General features: G+C 71.3%; 17 protein-coding genes. 7 read left to right on the forward strand and 10 right to left on the reverse strand.

Annotated elements, in window-relative coordinates; all coding sequences use genetic code 11:
• Nucleotides 1–2 precede the first annotated feature (2 nt).
• Nucleotides 3–1895: a CheR family methyltransferase gene (locus ACQEVB_RS35460; protein ID WP_432982327.1), complete on the reverse strand. Its 1893-nt coding sequence runs from the start codon at nt 1893–1895 to the stop codon at nt 3–5.
• On the reverse strand, nt 1892–2902 hold the full coding sequence (locus ACQEVB_RS35465) for a chemotaxis protein CheB (RefSeq protein ID WP_432982330.1): 1011 nt from the start codon (nt 2900–2902) through the stop codon (nt 1892–1894). Before ACQEVB_RS35465 ends, ACQEVB_RS35460 begins: the two co-directional genes overlap by 4 nt.
• 148 nt (nt 2903–3050) lie before the next feature.
• Between ACQEVB_RS35465 and ACQEVB_RS35470 the strand changes: the two genes are divergently transcribed.
• Nucleotides 3051–4034: a chemotaxis protein CheB gene (locus tag ACQEVB_RS35470; RefSeq protein WP_432982333.1), complete on the forward strand. Its 984-nt coding sequence runs from the start codon at nt 3051–3053 to the stop codon at nt 4032–4034.
• Here the strand turns inward: ACQEVB_RS35470 and ACQEVB_RS35475 are convergent.
• From ACQEVB_RS35475 to ACQEVB_RS35485, 3 genes are all read right to left on the reverse strand, one after another.
• A complete protein-coding gene (locus ACQEVB_RS35475; RefSeq protein WP_432982336.1) occupies nt 4031–5290 on the reverse strand; it encodes an NAD(P)-binding domain-containing protein in 1260 nt (419 codons plus the stop codon). The two genes, ACQEVB_RS35470 and ACQEVB_RS35475, sit on opposite strands and share 4 nt — an antisense overlap.
• A gap of 26 nt (nt 5291–5316) precedes the next feature.
• Nucleotides 5317–5880 carry an OsmC family protein gene (locus ACQEVB_RS35480; protein WP_432982339.1) on the reverse strand — a complete coding sequence of 188 codons (564 nt, stop codon included), beginning with the start codon at nt 5878–5880 and terminating at the stop codon, nt 5317–5319.
• 374 nt (nt 5881–6254) lie between these two features.
• Nucleotides 6255–7088, reverse strand: a complete 834-nt coding sequence (locus ACQEVB_RS35485) for an SAM-dependent methyltransferase (protein WP_432982342.1) — start codon at nt 7086–7088, stop codon at nt 6255–6257.
• A 221-nt stretch (nt 7089–7309) separates the two neighbouring features.
• On the opposite strand from ACQEVB_RS35485, the gene ACQEVB_RS35490 reads away from it, so the two are divergent.
• The gene (locus tag ACQEVB_RS35490) at nt 7310–8215 is read left to right on the forward strand and encodes a helix-turn-helix domain-containing protein (protein ID WP_432982345.1); all 906 of its coding nucleotides are present in this window, start codon (nt 7310–7312) and stop codon (nt 8213–8215) included.
• Nucleotides 8216–8236: 21 nt separating this feature from the next.
• Here ACQEVB_RS35490 and ACQEVB_RS35495 read toward each other — a convergent pair whose 3' ends face one another.
• Nucleotides 8237–8467 (reverse strand): DUF397 domain-containing protein, encoded by a 231-nt coding sequence (locus tag ACQEVB_RS35495; RefSeq protein ID WP_432982348.1) that lies wholly within the window; start codon nt 8465–8467, stop codon nt 8237–8239.
• A 456-nt stretch (nt 8468–8923) separates the two neighbouring features.
• Between ACQEVB_RS35495 and ACQEVB_RS35500 the strand changes: the two genes are divergently transcribed.
• Entirely contained in the window at nt 8924–9148 is a 225-nt protein-coding gene (locus ACQEVB_RS35500; RefSeq protein WP_432982351.1) for a hypothetical protein, read from the forward strand.
• 190 nt (nt 9149–9338) lie between these two features.
• On the opposite strand, the gene ACQEVB_RS35505 is transcribed toward ACQEVB_RS35500, so the two are convergent.
• Together ACQEVB_RS35505 and ACQEVB_RS35510 are read right to left on the reverse strand one after the other, a co-directional pair.
• Complete coding sequence (locus tag ACQEVB_RS35505) at nt 9339–10478, reverse strand: hypothetical protein (protein ID WP_432982354.1); 1140 nt, start codon at nt 10476–10478, stop codon at nt 9339–9341.
• A complete protein-coding gene (locus ACQEVB_RS35510) occupies nt 10475–11047 on the reverse strand; it encodes a hypothetical protein (protein WP_432982357.1) in 573 nt (190 codons plus the stop codon). Before ACQEVB_RS35510 ends, ACQEVB_RS35505 begins: the two co-directional genes overlap by 4 nt.
• Before the next feature lie 313 nt (nt 11048–11360).
• On the opposite strand from ACQEVB_RS35510, the gene ACQEVB_RS35515 reads away from it, so the two are divergent.
• Nucleotides 11361–12596 (forward strand): DUF222 domain-containing protein, encoded by a 1236-nt coding sequence (locus ACQEVB_RS35515; protein ID WP_432982360.1) that lies wholly within the window; start codon nt 11361–11363, stop codon nt 12594–12596.
• Nucleotides 12597–12679: 83 nt separating this feature from the next.
• Here ACQEVB_RS35515 and ACQEVB_RS35520 read toward each other — a convergent pair whose 3' ends face one another.
• Nucleotides 12680–12829, reverse strand: a complete 150-nt coding sequence (locus tag ACQEVB_RS35520) for a hypothetical protein (protein ID WP_432982363.1) — start codon at nt 12827–12829, stop codon at nt 12680–12682.
• Nucleotides 12830–13414: 585 nt separating this feature from the next.
• Here ACQEVB_RS35520 and ACQEVB_RS35525 point away from each other — a divergent pair.
• From ACQEVB_RS35525 to ACQEVB_RS35535, 3 genes are read left to right on the forward strand one after another with little or no spacing between them, the layout of a single operon-like run.
• A complete protein-coding gene (locus ACQEVB_RS35525; protein ID WP_432982366.1) occupies nt 13415–14779 on the forward strand; it encodes an MFS transporter in 1365 nt (454 codons plus the stop codon).
• Nucleotides 14780–14817: 38 nt separating this feature from the next.
• Nucleotides 14818–15699, forward strand: coding sequence for a LysR substrate-binding domain-containing protein (locus ACQEVB_RS35530; RefSeq protein ID WP_432982369.1), 882 nt, complete (start codon nt 14818–14820; stop codon nt 15697–15699).
• Complete coding sequence (locus tag ACQEVB_RS35535; RefSeq protein ID WP_432982372.1) at nt 15696–16832, forward strand: L-talarate/galactarate dehydratase; 1137 nt, start codon at nt 15696–15698, stop codon at nt 16830–16832. The genes ACQEVB_RS35530 and ACQEVB_RS35535 overlap by 4 nt, the downstream gene beginning before the upstream one ends.
• A gap of 6 nt (nt 16833–16838) precedes the next feature.
• On the opposite strand, the gene mmsB is transcribed toward ACQEVB_RS35535, so the two are convergent.
• On the reverse strand, nt 16839–18011 hold the full coding sequence (gene mmsB / locus ACQEVB_RS35540) for a multiple monosaccharide ABC transporter permease (RefSeq protein WP_432985466.1): 1173 nt from the start codon (nt 18009–18011) through the stop codon (nt 16839–16841).
• Nucleotides 18012–18018: the final 7 nt, after the last annotated feature.

Here is an 18018-nt window from a genome sequence, read left to right on the forward strand (position 1 = left end):
GGCTACGGCGTGCCGTTCTCCGGCGTCTCCTCCATCGTCAGTATCGCGCCCACCACGGACTCGTCGGCGCCGCGCAGCGGGCTGGCGATGACGCGCACGTCGATGCTGCGTCCACGGCGGTTGACCGCGGGCACCGTGATCTCGTGCAGGCCGTCCTCGCCGGTGAGGGTCCGGCGCACCACCGGACGCACCTCGTCGAGCGGCAGCCCGATGTCGAGGTTGAGCAGGTGCTCGCCGACCGCCTCGTCGCGGCGCAGTCCCCACAGCTCCTCGGCCTGCCGGTTCCACACCTGGACGTGCAGCTCGGAGCCGACGACGACGACGCCCGCGCGCAGGCTGGTCAGGATGGTCTCGAGGAACGCGTTGGTGCGGTCCAGCTCGCCGGTGCGGTCCTGCAGCTCGTCGTTGATCGTCTGCAGCTCGTCGTTGGTGGACTGGAGCTCCTCGTTCATCGTCTCGAGCTCCTCGTTCGTCGACTGGAGCTCCTCGTTGGTGGTCTCCAGCTCCTCGACGGTCGACTGCAGCTCCTCGTTGGTGGTCTCCAGCTCCTCGTTGGTGGACTGCAGCTCCTCGTAGGCCGTCTCCAGCTGGCGGTTCGCCTGCTCCAGGTCGTCCTGCAGGCGGCGGAAGTCGGTGACGTCGTGGAAGGCGACCGCGACGCCGAGCACCTCCGTGCCGGCGCCGACGAGCGGGATGACCTGCACCTCCAGGTGCACCACCTCGGGTCCGCGGTGGTGGACGACGTCGGTGACCCGCACGGAGCGCCGCTCGCTCTGCGCCTTCTCGATGTGGCGGCGCAGCTCCAGCGGGCGGTAGGACAGCTCCAGGTCGCGGAACGGCCGGCCGACGTCGCGACCGGAGACGCCGAACAGGCCTTCGAGCTGCCGGTTGACCCCCGCGATCAGCCCGTCAGAGGTGATGGTGAGCTGGGCCAGCGGTGCCGCGAGGGCGGCCTCGTCGCGCAGCACGTCCCGGCCGGTCAGCTCGGTGCGGCCACCGCCGGGCAGCGGGTCGAGGAACAGCGCGCCGTTCTGCGGTGCCGCCCGGGGAGCCCTGCGGAACAGGCGCCGCTTCAGGTCGATCGGCGTGAAGAGCGCGCCGTGGCTGAGCAGCATCTCGGCCTTGCCGAGGAACAGCACGCCGGTCTCGCCGAGCGCGAAGTGGAACCGCGAGAGGATGCGCGACTGCGTCTCGGCGTTGAAGTACATCAACGTGTTGCGGCAGACCAGCAGGTCGATCCGCGAGATCGGCGCGTCCTGGACGAGGTCGTTGCGCCCGAAGATGACCGAGCGGCGCAGGTCCTTCCGGAACGCGAACCGCCCGTTCACCTGGTCGAAGTAGCGTTCCAGCAGGTCGGACGGGATTCCGCGCACCTCCCGCTCGGTGAACACGCCCTGGCGCGCGTGCGCGAGCGCCTCCTCGTCGACGTCGGTGGCGTAGATCTTGACCCGGTCGCGGAACTCGGCGACGCCGAGCATCTCGGCCAGCACGATGGCGAGCGTGTACGCCTCCTCGCCGGTGGCGCAGCCCGCGCTCCACACCCGCACCGGCTCGGTCGGCCCCTTGCTCGCGAGCAGGGCCGGCAGCACCTCGGTGCGCAGGTGGTCCCAGGCCTCCGGATCGCGGAAGAACCCCGTGACGTTGATCAGGATCGTGTTGAACAGCGTGGTGAACTCCTCGGGATGGAGTTCGAGCCGGTCGAGGTACTCGGTGTAGTCGGCGGCACCGACCTGCGCCATCCGCCGGTCCACCCGCCGCAGCAGGCTCGACCGCTTGTAACCGGTGAAGTCGAAGCCGCGGCTGCGTTTGACGTGCTGCAGCAGCAGCTCCAGGTCCTGCTCGGATCGGCCCGGCGAGGCGGCTCCCAGCTCGTCCGCCGTCGGGTCCTCGCTCACGTCCGTCCTCCCTCGCTGGTCAGCATCCGGCGCAGCACCGCAGCCTCCGCCCCCGCCTGCGCGGCCTTGTCACGATGCCGGGCGGCCGAGCGCTGCCGCCCTGCGGCGCTCGCGTCGTCGGCCAGCCACCGCAGCAGCGCCGCCTTCTCCTCCAGCGCGCGCAGCGCCGACCACAGCACGACGTCGACGGTGGTCTCGTGCTCGCCGACCAGGCTCACGGGCGACCAGGCGTGGCCGACGCGGCAGCGGAACCGCGGATGCGGCGCGCCCGGCAGCTGGAACAGCACCCCGTCGCAGTCGGGGCACGACAACGGGGAGGCCACCGCCCCGTCGAGGTCGACGGTCGACGCGTCGGGATCGACGGCGGCGATGTCGACCTCGGCGGCCAGCAGCGGGTCCGGGCCGGTCGCGGGGCCGTCGGCGCGACGGGGGATCAGCGCCGCGATGGCCGCGCCCAGGTCCGCGGCCGGCACCGGCTTCGCCGACGGCACCGCGGCGAGCGCGCTGCGCGGCATGTCGGGGTAGAGCGCGTCCGCGGGTTCCTGCACCAGGCACGCCCCACCGTGGCGGGCGATCGCCACCAGACCCGCCGAGCCGTCGTCCCGGTTGCCCGAGAGCACCACGCCGACGGCGTGCGCGCCGAAGTCGGTGCCGGCCGAGCGGAAGAGCGGGTCGATCGCCGGCCGGTGCCCGTTCTCCACCGGTCCGCGGGACAGGTGCAGATACCCGTCGACGACGAGGACGTGCCGGTCGGCGGGGGCGACGAAGATCGTGCCGGGTTGGAGCCGCTGCGCGTGCGCGGCCGGACGGGCCGGCAACGGCCCGGCGCGCTCCAGGATCGCCGGCAGCGCGCTGGGCGCGTCCCGCGGGATGTGCAGGACGACCACGACGGCGGCCGCGAGGTCCGGCGGCAGGCCGGCCACCAGCGAACGCAGCACCTCCACCCCGCCGGCGGACGCGCCGACCACGACGATGTCGGTGACCAGCGGCGCAGGCGACTGCGACACGGTGCTCGTCCCTCCGGGTGCGCTCCGTCCGGCAGACGCGACGTTGCCGGCCGTGCCCCGGATCTGGCTGCTGGCAGCGTACTCGTCCCCGCAGCTCGCGTCGGTCGGCGATCACGGTTGAGCCCCGCTCAGCGGGGAACCCGCACACATGGCCCCCGTGCTGCTCGTCGTCGGCGCCTCCGCCGGAGGTGTCGAGGCGCTGCGCGCGCTCGTCGCCGGTCTGCCCGCCGCCCTGCCGGCTGCGGTCCTGGTCACCGTGCACGTCGGCGACCGGCAGGAGAGCCACCTGCCGCAGATCCTCTCCCGCTCGGGACCGCTACCGGCCGAGCACGCCCGCGACGGGCAGCCCGTGGAGGCGGGCCGGATCCTCGTCGCGCCCGCGGACCGGCACCTCATGGTCCGCGACGGCCGGGTCGTGCTCAGCCGCGGCCCGCGGGTCAACCGCTACCGGCCCTCCGTCGACGTCATGTTCGGCTCGGCCGCCCGCGCCGGCGGCCCGTCGGTGATCGGGGCCGTGCTCTCCGGCGCGCTCGACGACGGTGCGGTCGGGGCCGCGTTGATCGACAGCCGGGGCGGCGTCGTCGCCGTCCAGGATCCCGACGACGCCGGTACCGACTCCATGCCGCGGGCTGCGCTCACCGCCGTTCCGCACGCCATCGTCGCGTCGGCTGCCGACCTCGGGCCCCAGCTCGCGGCGCTGGTGCACAAGGTGATCGGGGAGGGAGTCTCGATGATCGAGCGCGACGACGAACCGGCCGCCGGGCAGACGATGAGCGAGTCGGCCGGCCCGGGGTCACTCGCCGGCGACGAATCCGCCGCGCTCCGGGTGGCCTGCCCGGACTGCGGCGGCGTGCTCGCCCGGATCGACCTGCCGCGCATCACGTACTTCCGCTGCCACGTCGGCCACCAGTACAGCCCGCTCACGCTGGAGCGCGCGCAGCGGGAACGTGCTGAGAACGCGCTGTGGACGGCGGTCGCCGCGCTGGAGGAACACGCGGTGACGGCCCGGTTCGTCGCGACGAACCAGCCGGAGACGGACGCGGACCGGGCCGGTTACGTGCGGGCGGCCGAGCGGTCCGACGCCGTCGCCGACGCGGTGCGCAGCCGGATCGACCGCACCGCGGACGCCTAGATCCCGGCGAGGTGGCCGGCGAGGTGGGTGACGATGTCGTCGGCGTCGGCGCCCGCTCCGTCAATGAGGGTGGACTTGCGGCGGCGCAGGAACGGCAGCCCGATCACGTAGAGCCCGGGGCTCGCGGTGACGACCCCGCCGTCGTGGCGGATGCGGCCCTTGCGGTCCCAGACCGGCAGGTCGCCGAGGAACCCGAGATCGGGCCCGAGGCCCGTCGCCCAGACGATCGAGCGGATCGCGCCACTGCGCAGGTCCAACTCCTGGGGGGTGGTGACGGGCAGGACGGTCGGCTCCACCGGCTCGCCGTCGGGGAACCCCGCGGTCCGCTCGGCGCCGGCGGTCGCGGCCCACTCGTCGAACGTCGCGAGCAGCCGCTTGACCTTGAGGTCGGCGAGCGTGCACACGTTGGGCAACGAGCCGGACAGCTGCGCCACCCCGTCCCGCAAGCCGGCCAGCCGGCCCACGAGCTGCACGCCGGCGCGGGTCAGCGCGTTCAGGTCGAGCGTCGCGCGCTCGGGCGTGCCGACCAGCTGCATCGACGGCAGGACCCGCGCCCGCTGCAGGTCCGGGATCTCGTCGTAGCGGTCGTCGAACAGGCCGGTCGCGTCCATCCACCACAGCACGTCCTGGCCGCGGTAGAGGCGCGGCATGCGCACGTGCTCGCCGACGGCGAGGGTCACCGGCCGCCCGGACGCCTGCACCTCCTGCGCGATCTGGATCCCGCTCGCCGACGGGCCGACCACCAGCACTCCGCCGTCGGGCAGGTCGTCGGGGCTGCGGTAGCCGGCGACCGCGCCGCCCGCGACCCGCTGCTCGATCCCGTCCGGCACGGCGTCGCGCAGCTCGGGCACCGACGGCACGGTCGCACCGCCCGCGGCGAGGACGACCGTGCGCGCGTGCCACGTCTCCTGGTCGGTCTCGACGGCGTAGCCGTCGTCGGTGCGGCGGACCGCGACGACGGTGGTGTTCGCCCGGACCGGCGCCGCGATCTCCTTGGCGTAGTCCTCGACGAACGCCGTCACCTCGGCTGCCGCGAGGTAGCCGTCCGGGTCGTCGCCGCGGTAGGCGTGGTCGGGCAGCCGGGTCATCCAGTTGGGGGTGAGCAGGCGGAGGGAGTCCCAGCGCTGGGTCCGCCACGAGTTCGCCACCTCGCCGCGTTCGAGCACGACGTGGTCGATCCCGCGCCCGGCGAGGTGGCGGCTCACCGCCAGCCCGCTGTGGCCCGCGCCGATCACGACGCTGGTCACGTGCGGCATGGGACTCCCTCCTCCGGTCCGCTCGATCAGTTGACGTCGACGGCGACCGCGACCGGGTTGGTCAGGCTGTCGTAGACCGCCGAGCGCTTCTGCGACTGGGCGACCACCGCGGCGATCTCGTCCGGGGTGGCGTCGGCGTCGATGTCGAAGTGCACCTTGATGCTCTTGAACCGGTTGGGCACCTCCGGGTCGGCGCCGAGGATGCCGAGGATGTCGTGCTCGCCGGTGATGGTGGCCTTCACCGAGCGCAGCTGGATGTTGCGCAGCTGCGCGACGGACGCGACGCCGCCGGTCAGGCACGCGCCCAGCCCGACCAGCACGATCTCCACCGGGGTGGCGCCCTGGTCCTCGGCGGCGAAGTGCTCCGGGTGGTCGGCGTCGAAGGTGAACGTGGAGATGTGCTCCTGCTCGCCGCCCAGGCCGTGGAAGGTCTTCACGGTGCCGCGGGAGTGGGTGCCCTTCAGCCACTCGGTCTCGGCGCGCCACTGGAACTGGGCGCCTGCGGGGGCGTCGGAGAGAGCGGCGCGCGCGTCGAGCAGCGCGCCCACGTTCACGCCGTTGTCGACGGCGGGGGATTCGGTGGAAGTCAAGGTGGCTCCTTGGGTCTGGTACGGATGGGCAGGCACGGACGGGCGTCGTGCTGCGCCGGGGCGCGTGGCGACACGGCGGTGCGCCTCGCACAGCGCAGGGAGGGGCCTACGTCCTCGGTTCCGCCGGAGCGGCAGTGATCAGCGGAGGATCAGCAGGAACCCGGACAGGCGCACGTCTGGACCAGACCGTGGTCGACGTGCCGACGCCGCACGAGCAGAGGGGCGGCGAACATGCGACGTTCGTACCATCCCGGCGCGGGCATGCCAAGGGCCGGGCTGAACGCGACAAGGGCAGAAGGTCGCCGGGAGCGATCTTCTGCCCTTGTCGGGTGATGCGGGTGGCGCGTGGGGCTGACCGATGGGTCAGGTGCGGATCAGGGCTTGCGACCGACCGCGCCGACGATGCACCGCTGGATCGGCGCCAGCGGCTTGACGTGCGGACCGTCCGGCCACCAGTTGGCGCACAGCACCAGTCCGGGTTCGACGAGCTCGAGCCCCGGCATCATGCTCAGGATCTGCTCGCGCGTGCGGAACCAGCCGCTGCCCATCGGGCTGTGCAGGAACACTTCCTCGAGCTTTCGCGCGAGCGGGCTGTCCTCGTTCTCGGGGTCGTAGAAATGGCTGACCGCCACGAACGATCCGGACGGGATCGCGTCGATGTACTCCTGCATGATGTCGGCGTAGTCGTCGCCGCTGTAGTGGTGGATGGTGCCGCACTGGTAGAGCGCGACCGGCTCGGAGAAGTCGATGGTCTTGCGCACGACCTCGTTCTCGAGCACCTCGCGCGGCTTGAAGATGTCGGCGCCGATCAGGTGCGTCTGGTCGTTCTCCTCCAACAGCGCCCGGCCGTGCGCCATCACGACCGGATCGTTGTCGACGTAGACGATGCGCGATTCCGGCTCGATCCGCTGCACGACCTGGTGGGTGTTCTCCGCGGTGGGCAGCCCGGAGCCGCAGTCCAGGTACTGCTTGATCCCGGTCTGGCGGGCGATGAACCGGCTGGCCCGAATCAGGAATTCGCGGTTGTCCCATCCCAGCTGCGTGGCTTCAGGCGCAACCTGCTGGATCCGCCGCAGCACCTCGCGGTCGATCTCGTAGTTGTCCTTGCCGTTGAGAAAGGCGTCGTACACCCGCGCGACGCTGGCCTTCGACACGTCGATGTAGGCCGGAATGGCGTCTTCGGAAGTGGCGGGCTCGGCGGCAGGCATACTCATCCCCTCGAGACTTGCGTCTTCTGAGGCGGCTTCGACCTCAGGTGGCGGAGTCTAGCGACAGCTACCGTGCGAGATGAAGTCGTGCCGCCGCGTGTTCGATACATGCTGCAACGTGTACGGTTCACTGTCGAGCCAGAGTGGGCGCCTCCCCCGCGATCACACCGGGTGTCGCGCGGTGTGCGCCCCCGGATCACGGAAGGTGCACGGGAGGAGCCATGGAGGAAGCCGGCAACTCCGAGGACGTCACACCTTCCGCCTTCGGCCGCGGATCCACCGCGCGCCGCATCGTGCTCGGCAACGCGCTCCGCAGGCTGCGTGAGCAGGCGGGCATCTCGCGCGCCGAGGCCGGCTACCAGATCCGCGCCTCGGACTCGAAGGTCTCGCGACTCGAGCTGGGTCGCGTCGCGTTCAAGGAACGCGACGTCGTCGACCTGCTCACGATGTACGGCATCACCGACGAGGGCGAACGCGAGATGTTCCTCGGGATGGTGCGGCAGGCCAACCAGCCGGGCTGGTGGCGGCGCTACTCGGACGTGATGCCCAACTGGTTCCAGGACTACGTGGGGCTGGAGGAGTCCGCGTCCCGGATCCACTGCTACGAGCTGCAGTTCGTGCCCGGGCTGCTGCAGACCGAGGCGTACGCGCGGGCCATCGCCACCCGTGGGCGCCCCGACTTCGCGCCGCCCGACATCGAGCGCCGCATCACGCTGCGCATGCAGCGGCAGCGCATCCTCACCGGCGTCAACCCGACCACTCTGTGGGTGGTGCTCGACGAGTCCGTGCTGCGGCGACCGATCGGCGGCCGCCGGACCCTGCTCGACCAGATCGACCACCTCATCGAGAGCGCGCGCCAGCCCAACATCACGATCCAGGTCGTGCCCAAGCAGCTGAGCGGCTACGCCGCCGAGGGTTCGTTCACGATCCTGCGCTTCTCCGAGCCCGAGCTGCCCGACGTCATCTACATCGAGCACCTCGGCGGCGCGCTCTACCTCGACAGCCTCGACGACATGGAGCTCTACGGCCGCGCGCTCGACCGACTGGCCGTCGACGCCGAGACGCCGGACAACTCCCGCCAGCTGATGGACAAGATCAGGTCAGAGGTCGCCGCCGGCAACCTCTGACCCGCTTGCGTTGCGCCGGCGTCAGCGCGGGAACTCGCCGCTCTCGACGCCCTGCACGAACGCGGTCCACTCGGCCGGCGTGAAGATCAGCGCGGCGTCGGCGGGGAACCGGGAGTTGCGGACGGCGATCTCGCCGGAGTCCAGCGCAGCCACCTCGACGCAGTTGCCCTGGTAGCCGCTGAAGCTGCTCTTGCGCCACTCGGCGCCGACGAGCAGGGCCGCCGACTCACCGTTGCGGTACTCGTGCTGCATGTCATCACCCATCTCGAAGCGACACCTGTTGCGACCCTCAAGGTACAGGCTTGCAGATGCACCTGCATCTGCAACCGGGAAATGCATCCGGCGAAGTTCTCGGCGCCTGCCGCCCTCGGGACTGGGACGGTTGCTGCGTATCTGCAGCTCAGAGGGGTATGCCGCCTTGCGGCGGCGTCGGAGGTAATATGGCCCGTGCGGATGCACGTGCACGTGCACGCGCCGTCTGCATGACTTGAGTGCATCTGCACGACTTCCTTGCATCTGCATGCCGGCACAGGCGATACTGCTCTCCGTGCACAACTCACCACTGATCGCGACGGACTCATGAGTACCGTGATCGGGGGGAGTGAGCCTCGCACACACCCTGGACGGGCTCCCGCTTCGGCATCTGCCGGGTCTCCGCACGGAGGCTTCGTTGCCCCGACTGGCACGCAATCCGATGGGAGCCGCAGTATGGACCGGGAGCCGTTCGACCAGATCCAAGGCATCGCCGAGATCCTCGCGGCCTCCTACACGCCCGAGGCGGTGCGCGGGATCCTCGCCGAGCACACGCCCGACGAGAGCGGGCACTGCCGCGGCTGCCGGCTCCCGTCCACCGCCGCCCCGGTCTGGCCCTGCCGGCTGTACGTGATCGGCAAGGAGTCGCAGCGCATCAAGCAGGCCCGCGCCGCCTCGTGATCCTCTGCACGTGCAGATGCACGCTCCCGGGCGGCCGCCGGGGCGCGGCGTGATGCCGGCGAGTCGCGGTTTCCGCGCGCGCGAGTCGTGGTTCCGGCGCGCGAGTCGTGGATCTCGTGATGGCGAGTTGCGGTTCTCGTCGTGAGGACCGCGGTAGGCCCGCGGTCCTCACGACGATCCGTCAGATCCGTCAGATGGTGAGCAGGCGCTCGAAGAACTTCCGGTAGCGCTGCATGGCCTGGCGGAGGTCCTCCGTGGACGTGCCGTCGTTGTCGAGGCCCTGCTCGAGGCGTGACCGATGCTCCGTGAACACCCGCCCGATCTCGTCCAGCACGTCGCCGACCAGCGCGTCCGCCTTGCGGACCGCGTCACGCGGCTCGTCGACGAACTCGCCCTTCACCTCGGCCCACCGCGCCGCGAAGCCCTTCGCGCGATCGGCCGGGACGAACTTCTCCGGGTCCGCCGGCACGTCCTGTGCACCCGCTGCACCGCCGTCACGCTCGGCGTGAGCCGCCTCGGGCCGCTCCGTCCGGTCCGCGGTCACACCCGCCGCGCCGGCCGTCGCGGTGGACCCGCCGTCGACGGAGGAGGACTGGTGCCGTCCGCCCGACTCGGTGCTGTCGGTCGTGCCGGCAGTGGTCATGTTGTCGACGCTGTCGTTGGTGCGGACCGTGGCCCGCGGGTCGGCGTCGGTGTCGATCGGGCGCTCCGGCTCCTGGTCGGTATCGGTGGAGTCGGTGTCCGTGGAGTGGGCGGCGCTCGACTCGGCGGCCGGTTCGGTGCTCGTGGGTGCCCCGGGGGTGCCGTTCGGTGTGCCGGTCGTCTCCTCGTCCGGTCGTCGACCGGGTTCCGACCAGGCCGACCGCCGGGACTGCTCGGACCCGGCCGGACCGCCCTGCTGCGGTACGACGGCCTCGGACGGCTGCTGCGGCGGCCGCGACCGGTCCTGCTCCTGCAGGTCGTCCTCGTCGGTCGGCGCCGGTGGCGCCTGCCCGGTTCCCCGGGCGTGCCCGGCGGCTGCTCCGGCGTGCACGGGCTGCTCCTGCGGCGCGGCCTGCTGAGAGGGGATGCGGTGGGCGGTTCCCTGCTGCGGAAGCCGCTCGGTGGCCGCGCCGGCGTCGGCCGGCTGCATGCCGCTGGCGTGCTGCGCGGACAGTTCGGGTCGCACGTCCGCCGGATGCGCGGCGCCGCTGAGCGGGGCGCGCTCGTCGTGGCGTTCGGTCTCCTCGTCGCGGGCGTCGTCGCGGGATCCGACGGCCTCCCGCCACGCCGACTTCAACCTGTCCATGGGGCCCTGCTCGCCACCGTGGTCGTTGCCGTGGCTCGTCATCGCGTCTGCTCCTTCGCGTGTTCGGCCGCGTGCTGGTCGCCCAACAGTGCCTCGACGAGGTCGCGGTAGGAAGTGATGGCGTTCCGTTGGGTCTCGGTGTCCACCGATCCCTGGTTCGTGGCGTCGCGGACGGCTCGGGCGTCGCGGTAGCGCTGCGCGATCTCGGGGTGGTCGACCGCGATGTCGTCGGTGCGCCGGTCGGCGTCGTCGGCCGGGAAGCCGCGCGTGCGCATGATCTCGACGACGAGTGCGTCCGCCTCGCGCACCGCCCGCACCGGGTCGTCGACGAACCCGCGTTGGACCTCCGTCCACGACGCTGCGAAGTGCTGCCGCTCCTCGGCGGAGAGGTCGCGCACGTCCAGCTTCTTGCGCCGGGCCTCCCGCTCGGCCAGCTCGGCCTCGGCCGCCCTGCGGTCGCCGGTCTCGTCGAGGCTGCGCTGGTACTCGGGGCCGTAGCGGTCCTGGAGCTGCTGCGAGCGCCGGGCCCGCGCGAGCATGAACCCACCGATGGCCACGACCAGCACGAGCACGATCACGACGATGATCAGGACGAGCGTCGTGGTGTCCACTTGCGATCACCCCTCCCTGGGTGTGCGACGTCGTCGTTCGGCGTTCCCGCAGGTCGCGGACGGTGAAACATCTGTCCCTCGCTTGGCTCGCGCCCGATCGGCTTCCTGAGCTACCCCTTCGCTGTCCTGGTCGCACGAGCGGTCGTTCTGGCGCTGCCGGGGTTCTCAAACGAATAATGTGGTCGACCTGGCGGCCGTACCCGACTCGGAACTCTGTCTGGCTGCCTCTCCTCGCTTTGCTTGCGTGGGCAACTGGCCGTGGTGCCGATTTCGAACACTTGTTTGGCGTGCCTGTTTTCGGTAGGATACAGGTATGTCCACGTCTGTCTTGGTTGCGCAGCTCGCTGAGGCTGTCGCGCGGCTCGAAGAGCAGAAGAATGCTCTCGCCGCGCAGCAGGCTGCGGCGATTCTTGCGCTCGGGCGGGCGGTGGCGGCTGAGCAGATCGACGCCGGTGTCACTGATCCCGACGATGTGCAGCGGGTCGTTGCCGAGCAGGTCGGGCAGGCGTGCCGGGTCTCCGCCTCCGAGGGCGGGAAGCGAGTACGGATCGCCCGGGATCTCCACGCCGGGCACGACCGGGTCCGCGCTCTGTTCGCGGCCGGACTGCTCAACGAGCAGAAGATCACCTTCATCACCAGCGCCGGGTCACACCTCGACCCCGACGAGCGGTCCTGGGTGGACGAGCAGCTCGCCGAGCGCGGCGTCGAAACCTTGAGCGTCCGACGCATCCACGACCTGGCCCGGAAGCTGGCGGCGGAGGTGGCGCCGGAGAAGTTCGCCGCACGCTGCGCCCGGGCCCGGTCCGGGCGGCGGGTGTCGGTGCGGCCTTCCACCGAGCCCGGCATGGCGGATCTGACCGCGCACCTGCCGGTGGAACAGGCGGTGGCCTGCTACGCGGCATTGCGCAAAGCCGGGAACGAAGTCTGGGTGCGACCGGAGCCGGTGCGGCGGGGGCGGGGCGAGATCATGGCCGACACCCTGGTCGAACGGCTCACCGGACAGGCCCAGGCCGAGGACATCGACGTCCAGGTGCAGATCATCGTGCCGTTCGAGTCGCTCCTTGACCCGGACAGCCCGCTCCCGGCCGAGGTCCCCGGCCACGGGCCGATCCCCGCCGACATCGTGCGCACCGGTGCCGGCCGCAAGACGTTCCGCCGGATCGTGACCCGCGACGGCATCGTGATCGGCGGCGACTCGGTGCAGCGCACCTTCACCGGTGTGCTGGCCGACCTGATCAAGATCCGGGACGGCGGCCGCTGCACCGCCCCCTACTGCGACGCACCCATCAGACACATCGACCACATCGAACGCTGGCGCGACGGCGGCCGAACCGAGTTCGACAACGGCCGCGGGCTATGCGAATTCCACAACCACCTGCGCGAAATCGGGACCACAGCCAGTCGACCACACAAGCAACGGAAGCGAAGGCACGCAGGCAGAGTTCCCAGTCGGGTACGGCCGCCAGGTCGACCATATGATGCAGTGAAAACCCCGGTCGAACTCCGACGAACCGGGACGCCCGAGCCGGAAAACCCCACTCGCGCCTAGGCGAAGCCGAACACCTGAAAGTGCCGGCTGACAGCGCGCAGAATGAGCTCACCGACGAGAAGAAGACGCGTAGCGCGCGGCCACTACGTGGAAGGATTCTTGGGCATCCAGGCCGTAGGGTCCTCGGCCGAGACCTTCACGACACCGAACCCGGCCTTGTCGAGGTCCCGGCGCGGGTCCGAGTGGTGGGGGTAGCCGGGCAGGGCGAAGGCGAAGACGAAGCAGCCGTGCACGCCGGACGCTGCGTAGAGGTCGATCAGCTCGCCCAGGTAGCGGGCCTGGGTCTGCTCGCTCCTCGGATGTTCGCCTGTGATCGTGGGCTCCTCGGCGGACCAGTCGACGATCCGAAACGCGGCCGGGCCCCTGCGTTTGGCGCCCTCGTAGGCGCCGCAGCCGAACTCGTTGACGACACTGACCCGTAGCCGACCGGGCCGCGGAACACCCGCCGCGCTGTCTCGGCCGCCCGGCCGAGCCGGACGTCGAGCCGCCGCCGCATCCGACGTCGCACCAGCGGGCGGGCCGCGAAGATCACCCGCAGGCGGAGGATCCCGCGGACGGTGTGGGTGAGCTCGCTGCCGACCAGCAACGTCACCCGTCCTCTCCAGGTGCGCGAGCACCTCGGGCCCGCGGCGGTCCACCAGGTGCGGCCGGATCCACGCGTCGAGCCCGATGTCCACCGCAGGACGTGCTCCGGCGCGTCGCCCACCAGGTAGTTCATCCCGCGAACGGTCGGCATGACCGCCATGATGCCGTTCTGGCATCAGTCGATGCCGACTTGGTGTTGGACGAGCATCGGCTGCGGCTCCTAGCGTCCTGGCATGCACCGGGACGGGGTGGGACAGGCGATCGACGTCGGCTCCTCGACGGTCCCGCGGCGCGTGCCGACGAGGTTCCTCGTGCTCGGGCTGATCTTCATCGTCACCACGATGAACTACGCCGACCGGTCCAGCCTCTCCCTGGTCGGGAGCAGCCTGCAGACCGACCTCGGCTTCAGCTCCGTGCAGCTGGGCTACATCTTCTCGGCGTTCAGCTGGGCCTACGTCGTCGGGCAGCTGCCGGGCGGGGTGCTGCTCGACCGGTTCGGCGCTCGCCGCGTGTACGGGGCGAGCATCGCGCTCTGGACGGTGGTGACGTTCGCGCTCAGCTTCGTCGGGCTGGTCACGCTGCCCGTCGTCGTCTGGGTGGCGGTGATCTTCGCGCTGCGCGTGCTGCTCGGGGTGTTCGAGTCGCCCGCGTTCCCCGCGAACGCCCGGGTGACGATGACGTGGTTCCCCACCGCCGAGCGCGGCCGCGCCACCGCGATCTTCAACTCGGCGCAGTACTTCGCCACCGCCCTGTTCGCGCCGATCATGGGCTGGGTCACGCACGAGTTCGGGTGGCGCTGGGTGTTCGTGCTGCTCGGCGTGATCGGGATCCTCCTCGCCGCGCTGTGGCTGCGCTGGATGCGCCCGCCCCGCGACCACTCCCGCCTGGACGCCGCCGAGCTGGCGACGATGGAGGCCGGGGGAGCGCTCGTCGACCTCGACACCGCGGGCACCACCGAACGGCGCGCACCGCTCAACCGGACGACGATCGCCCGCATCTTCTCCTCGCGCGCGCTGTGGGGCGTCTACGTCTCCCAGTACGCGGTGAACGCGCTGACCTACTTCTTCATCACCTGGTTCCCCGTCTACCTGGTGAAGGGCCGCGGTCTGACGCTGCTGGAGGTCGGGTTCGTCGCCGCGCTGCCGGCGCTGTGCGGGTTCCTCGGCGGGCTGGCGGGCGGGTCCGTCTCCGACGCGCTGCTGCGCCGGGGTGCCCCGCTCACAGCGGCGCGCAAGGTGCCGAGCGTCGTCGGGATGGCGCTGGCCACGGCCATCGCGATCTGCAGCCTCACCGACTCGACGGCGCTGATCATCGCCCTGATGACGCTGGCGTTCTTCGGCAAGGGCCTCGGTTCGCTGGGTTGGGCGATCACCACCGATCTGGCTCCTCCGCAGGCCGCGAGCTTCGTCGGGTCGACGATGAACGCGTTCGGCAACGTCGCCGGGATCGTCACGCCCATCGTCATCGGTTACACCGTCGACGCCACCGGCTCGTTCGACGTCGCGCTGTGGTTCGTCGCCCTGCACGGCCTGCTGTCGATCGTCGCGATGGCCGTCATGGGCCCGATCCGGCGCATCCAGCTCGACCCCGCGACATGATCCTCGCGCTGAACCGGGACGAGTACCGTCCTGGACCTGTGTACTCCCTCGACCAGGTGCGCGCCTTCGTCACCGTGGCCGAGGAGCGCAGCTTCCGGCGGGCCGCCGAGCGCCTGCGCATGACGCAGCCGCCGCTGTCGCGCCAGGTCCAGAAGCTGGAACGGGAGATCGGCGTCGTCCTGTTCGACCGCAGCAAGCGGCAGGTCGAGCTCACCCCCGCCGGCGCGACGTTCCTCGTGGAGGCCCGCCGCCTGCTGGCGCTGGCCGACGCGGCGCCCGACACAGCCCGGCTCGTCGCCGACGGGCACGCCGGGACCGTGCGGATCGGGTTCACCGCGGCGTCGGGCTTCGACTTCCTCGGCCGGCTCATCACCCGCATCGAGGAGGGCGCGCCAGGTCTCGAGATCGTGCTGAACGAGCTGGTCAGCTCCGAGCAGCTCGCCACCCTGCACAGCGGCGGCCTCGACCTGGCACTGGTCCGCCCGCCGGTCGGCGACGGGTTCGCGACGCGCGTCGTGCAGGTCGAACCGCTCGTCCTCGCCGTCCCCACCGGCCACGCACTCGACGTCGACGGGCCCGTCGCGCCGGCCGACCTCGGCGGGCAGACGCTGCTGCTCTACACCCGCGACCGCGCCCGCTACTTCGCCGACCTCACGGCCACCGTGCTGGCCGGGGTGCCGTTCCGCGCGGCCCACCAGCTCACCCAGATCCACACGATGCTCGGGCTCGTCGTCGCCGGGCGCGGGCTCGCGCTCGTGCCGGCCAGCGCGGCGGCGCTGCGGCGCGACGGGATCCGCTTCCGGCCCGTGTCGAACAGCCCCGACGTCGTGCTGGTCGCAGCCTGGCGCAGCGACCAGATCGGTCCCGCGCTGCAGCGCATCCTGGCGCTGCTCCCCCAGATGCACGAGGAGCCGTCATGACCGCGTCCGCCACCCTTGACCGGATCACCGCCGTCCGGCTCTCGTCGGTCACGCTGCCGCTGGCCACCGCGATCAGCGACGCCAAGGTGCTGACCGGTCGGCAGAAGCCGATGACCGAGGTCGCGATGCTGTTCGCGGAGATCTCGACCGAGTCCGGCGTGGAGGGCGTCGGGTTCAGCTACTCCAAGCGAGCCGGCGGTCCCGGCCAGTTCGCCCACGCCCGCGAGATCGCGCCGGCGCTCATCGGGGAGGACCCCAGCGACATCGGGCGGCTCTGGGACAAGCTGGTGTGGGCGGGCGCCTCGGTGGGCCGCAGCGGCCTGTCGGTGCAGGCGATCGCCGCCTTCGACGTCGCGCTGTGGGACCTCAAGGCCAAACGTGCCGGGCTGCCGCTGGCGAAGCTGCTCGGCGCCCACCGCGACGCGGTGCGCTGCTACAACACGTCCGGCGGGTTCCTGCAGGCGCCGGTCGAGGAGGTCGTCGAGAAGGCGCAGGCCGCCCTGGCCTCCGGGATCGGCGGCATCAAGATCAAGGTGGGGCATCCCGACCACGCCGTCGACCTCAGCCGCGTCACCGCGGTGCGCGAGGCGATCGGCCCGGACACCCCGCTCATGGTCGACGCCAACCAGCAGTGGGACCGGGCCGCCGCGCGCCGCATGTGCCGGGCACTCGAACCGTTCGACCTGACGTGGATCGAGGAACCCCTCGACGCCTACGACAACGCCGGGCACGCCCAGCTCACGGCGACGTTCGACACGCCGATCGCCACCGGCGAGATGCTGACCTCGGTGGCCGAGCACGCTGCGCTGATCAGCGCGTCAGGCGCGGACATCGTGCAGCCCGACGCGCCACGGATTGGGGGCATCACGCAGTTCCTCAAGGTCATGGCCCAGGCCGACGCCGCGCACCTGCAGCTGGCCCCGCACTTCGCCATGGAGATCCACGTGCACCTCGCCGCGGCGTACCCGCGCGAGCCGTGGGTCGAGCACTTCGAGTGGCTCGACCCGCTGTTCGACGAGCACCTGGAGATCGCGGACGGCCGCATGCACGTGTCGGCCCGCCCCGGCCTCGGCGTGACCATCAGCGAGCAGGCCAGGGCCTGGACGGTCGCCACCGAGACCGTGAAGGGCTGACCGATCTCAGGTGGTGGCGCCGGCGGCCCGCCGCTTCGTCCAGATGTCGTACGCGACGGCCGCGAGCAGCACGAGACCCTTCACCAGCATCACCCGCTCGCTCGGCGCCCCGATCAGCGACATGCCGTTGTTGATCACCGCCATGATCAGGCCGCCGGTGATCGCGCCGACCACCTTGCCGACGCCGCCCTGCACCGCGGCGCCGCCGATGAACGCGGCGGCGATGGCATCGAGCTCGAAGTTGATGCCCGCGGTGGGGCCGGCCTGGTTGAGCCGGCCCGCGAAGATCACGCCGGCGATCGCGGCCAGCACGCCCATGTTCACGAAGATCCAGAACGTGACCGACTTGACCTTCACGCCGGACAGCGTTGCGGCCTGCTTGTTGCCGCCGATGGCGTAGATGTGCCGGCCGAAGACGGCCCGGTTGGTCAGCAGCGTGTACCCGACGACCAGCGCCGCGAGCAGGATCAGCACGTAGGGCAGGTTGCGGAACCGCGCCAGCTGGACGATCACGAACATCATCACGATCGCCGGAACCGCGATCTTGAGGACGAACACGGGCAGCGGGTCGACGGCCTGGTCGTACCCGATCCGCGCGCTGCGGGCCCGCCACTGCGTGGTCGCGGCGACGGCGACCGCGGCGAGCCCGAGCAGCAGCGTCACGATGTCGGCGCCGCCGAGCGGGCCGAGGCCCACGTTGCCGAGGAAGCCGGGCGTGAACCCGTTGGCGAGGGTGCGCACGGCGTCCGGGAACGGGCCGATGCCCTGGTTGCCGAGCACCGTGAGCGTGACCGCGCGGAAGACGAGCATGCCGGCGAGCGTCACGATGAACGCGGGGATGCCGAAGTACGCGATCCAGTAGCCCTGGAACGCGCCGATCGCGGCCCCCACCAGGAGCGTGATCAGCACGGCGAGCGGCCAGGGCAGGTCCATGTTCACCATGAGCACGGCCGACACCGCACCCGTCGCGGCGACGACCGAGCCGGCCGACAGGTCGATGTGCCCGGCGATGATGATCAGGATCATCCCGATCGCGAGGATCAGGATGTAGGAGTTCTGGACGACGATGTTGGAGATGTTCTGCGGCTGCAGCAACGCACCGTCGGTCAGCACCGCGAACAGGGCCACGATCAGCGCGAACGCCACGTAGATGCCGCTCTGGCGCGGGTTGAGCGAGATCCGCCGC

The sequence above is a fragment of the Pseudonocardia sp. CA-107938 genome, from assembly GCF_050936315.1.
Taxonomy (GTDB): domain Bacteria; phylum Actinomycetota; class Actinomycetes; order Mycobacteriales; family Pseudonocardiaceae; genus Pseudonocardia.

Coding starts and splice junctions, on each gene's coding strand:
- ACQEVB_RS35470 (WP_432982333.1), top strand. CDS start 3,051: ATGGCCCCCGTGCTGCTCGTCGTCGGCGCCTCCGCCGGAGGTGTCGAG.
- ACQEVB_RS35475 (WP_432982336.1), bottom strand. CDS start 5,290: ATGCCGCACGTGACCAGCGTCGTGATCGGCGCGGGCCACAGCGGGCTG.
- ACQEVB_RS35485 (WP_432982342.1), bottom strand. CDS start 7,088: ATGCCTGCCGCCGAGCCCGCCACTTCCGAAGACGCCATTCCGGCCTAC.
- ACQEVB_RS35490 (WP_432982345.1), top strand. CDS start 7,310: ATGGAGGAAGCCGGCAACTCCGAGGACGTCACACCTTCCGCCTTCGGC.
- ACQEVB_RS35495 (WP_432982348.1), bottom strand. CDS start 8,467: ATGCAGCACGAGTACCGCAACGGTGAGTCGGCGGCCCTGCTCGTCGGC.
- ACQEVB_RS35500 (WP_432982351.1), top strand. CDS start 8,924: ATGGACCGGGAGCCGTTCGACCAGATCCAAGGCATCGCCGAGATCCTC.
- ACQEVB_RS35505 (WP_432982354.1), bottom strand. CDS start 10,478: ATGACGAGCCACGGCAACGACCACGGTGGCGAGCAGGGCCCCATGGAC.
- ACQEVB_RS35515 (WP_432982360.1), top strand. CDS start 11,361: ATGTCCACGTCTGTCTTGGTTGCGCAGCTCGCTGAGGCTGTCGCGCGG.
- ACQEVB_RS35525 (WP_432982366.1), top strand. CDS start 13,415: ATGCACCGGGACGGGGTGGGACAGGCGATCGACGTCGGCTCCTCGACG.
- ACQEVB_RS35535 (WP_432982372.1), top strand. CDS start 15,696: ATGACCGCGTCCGCCACCCTTGACCGGATCACCGCCGTCCGGCTCTCG.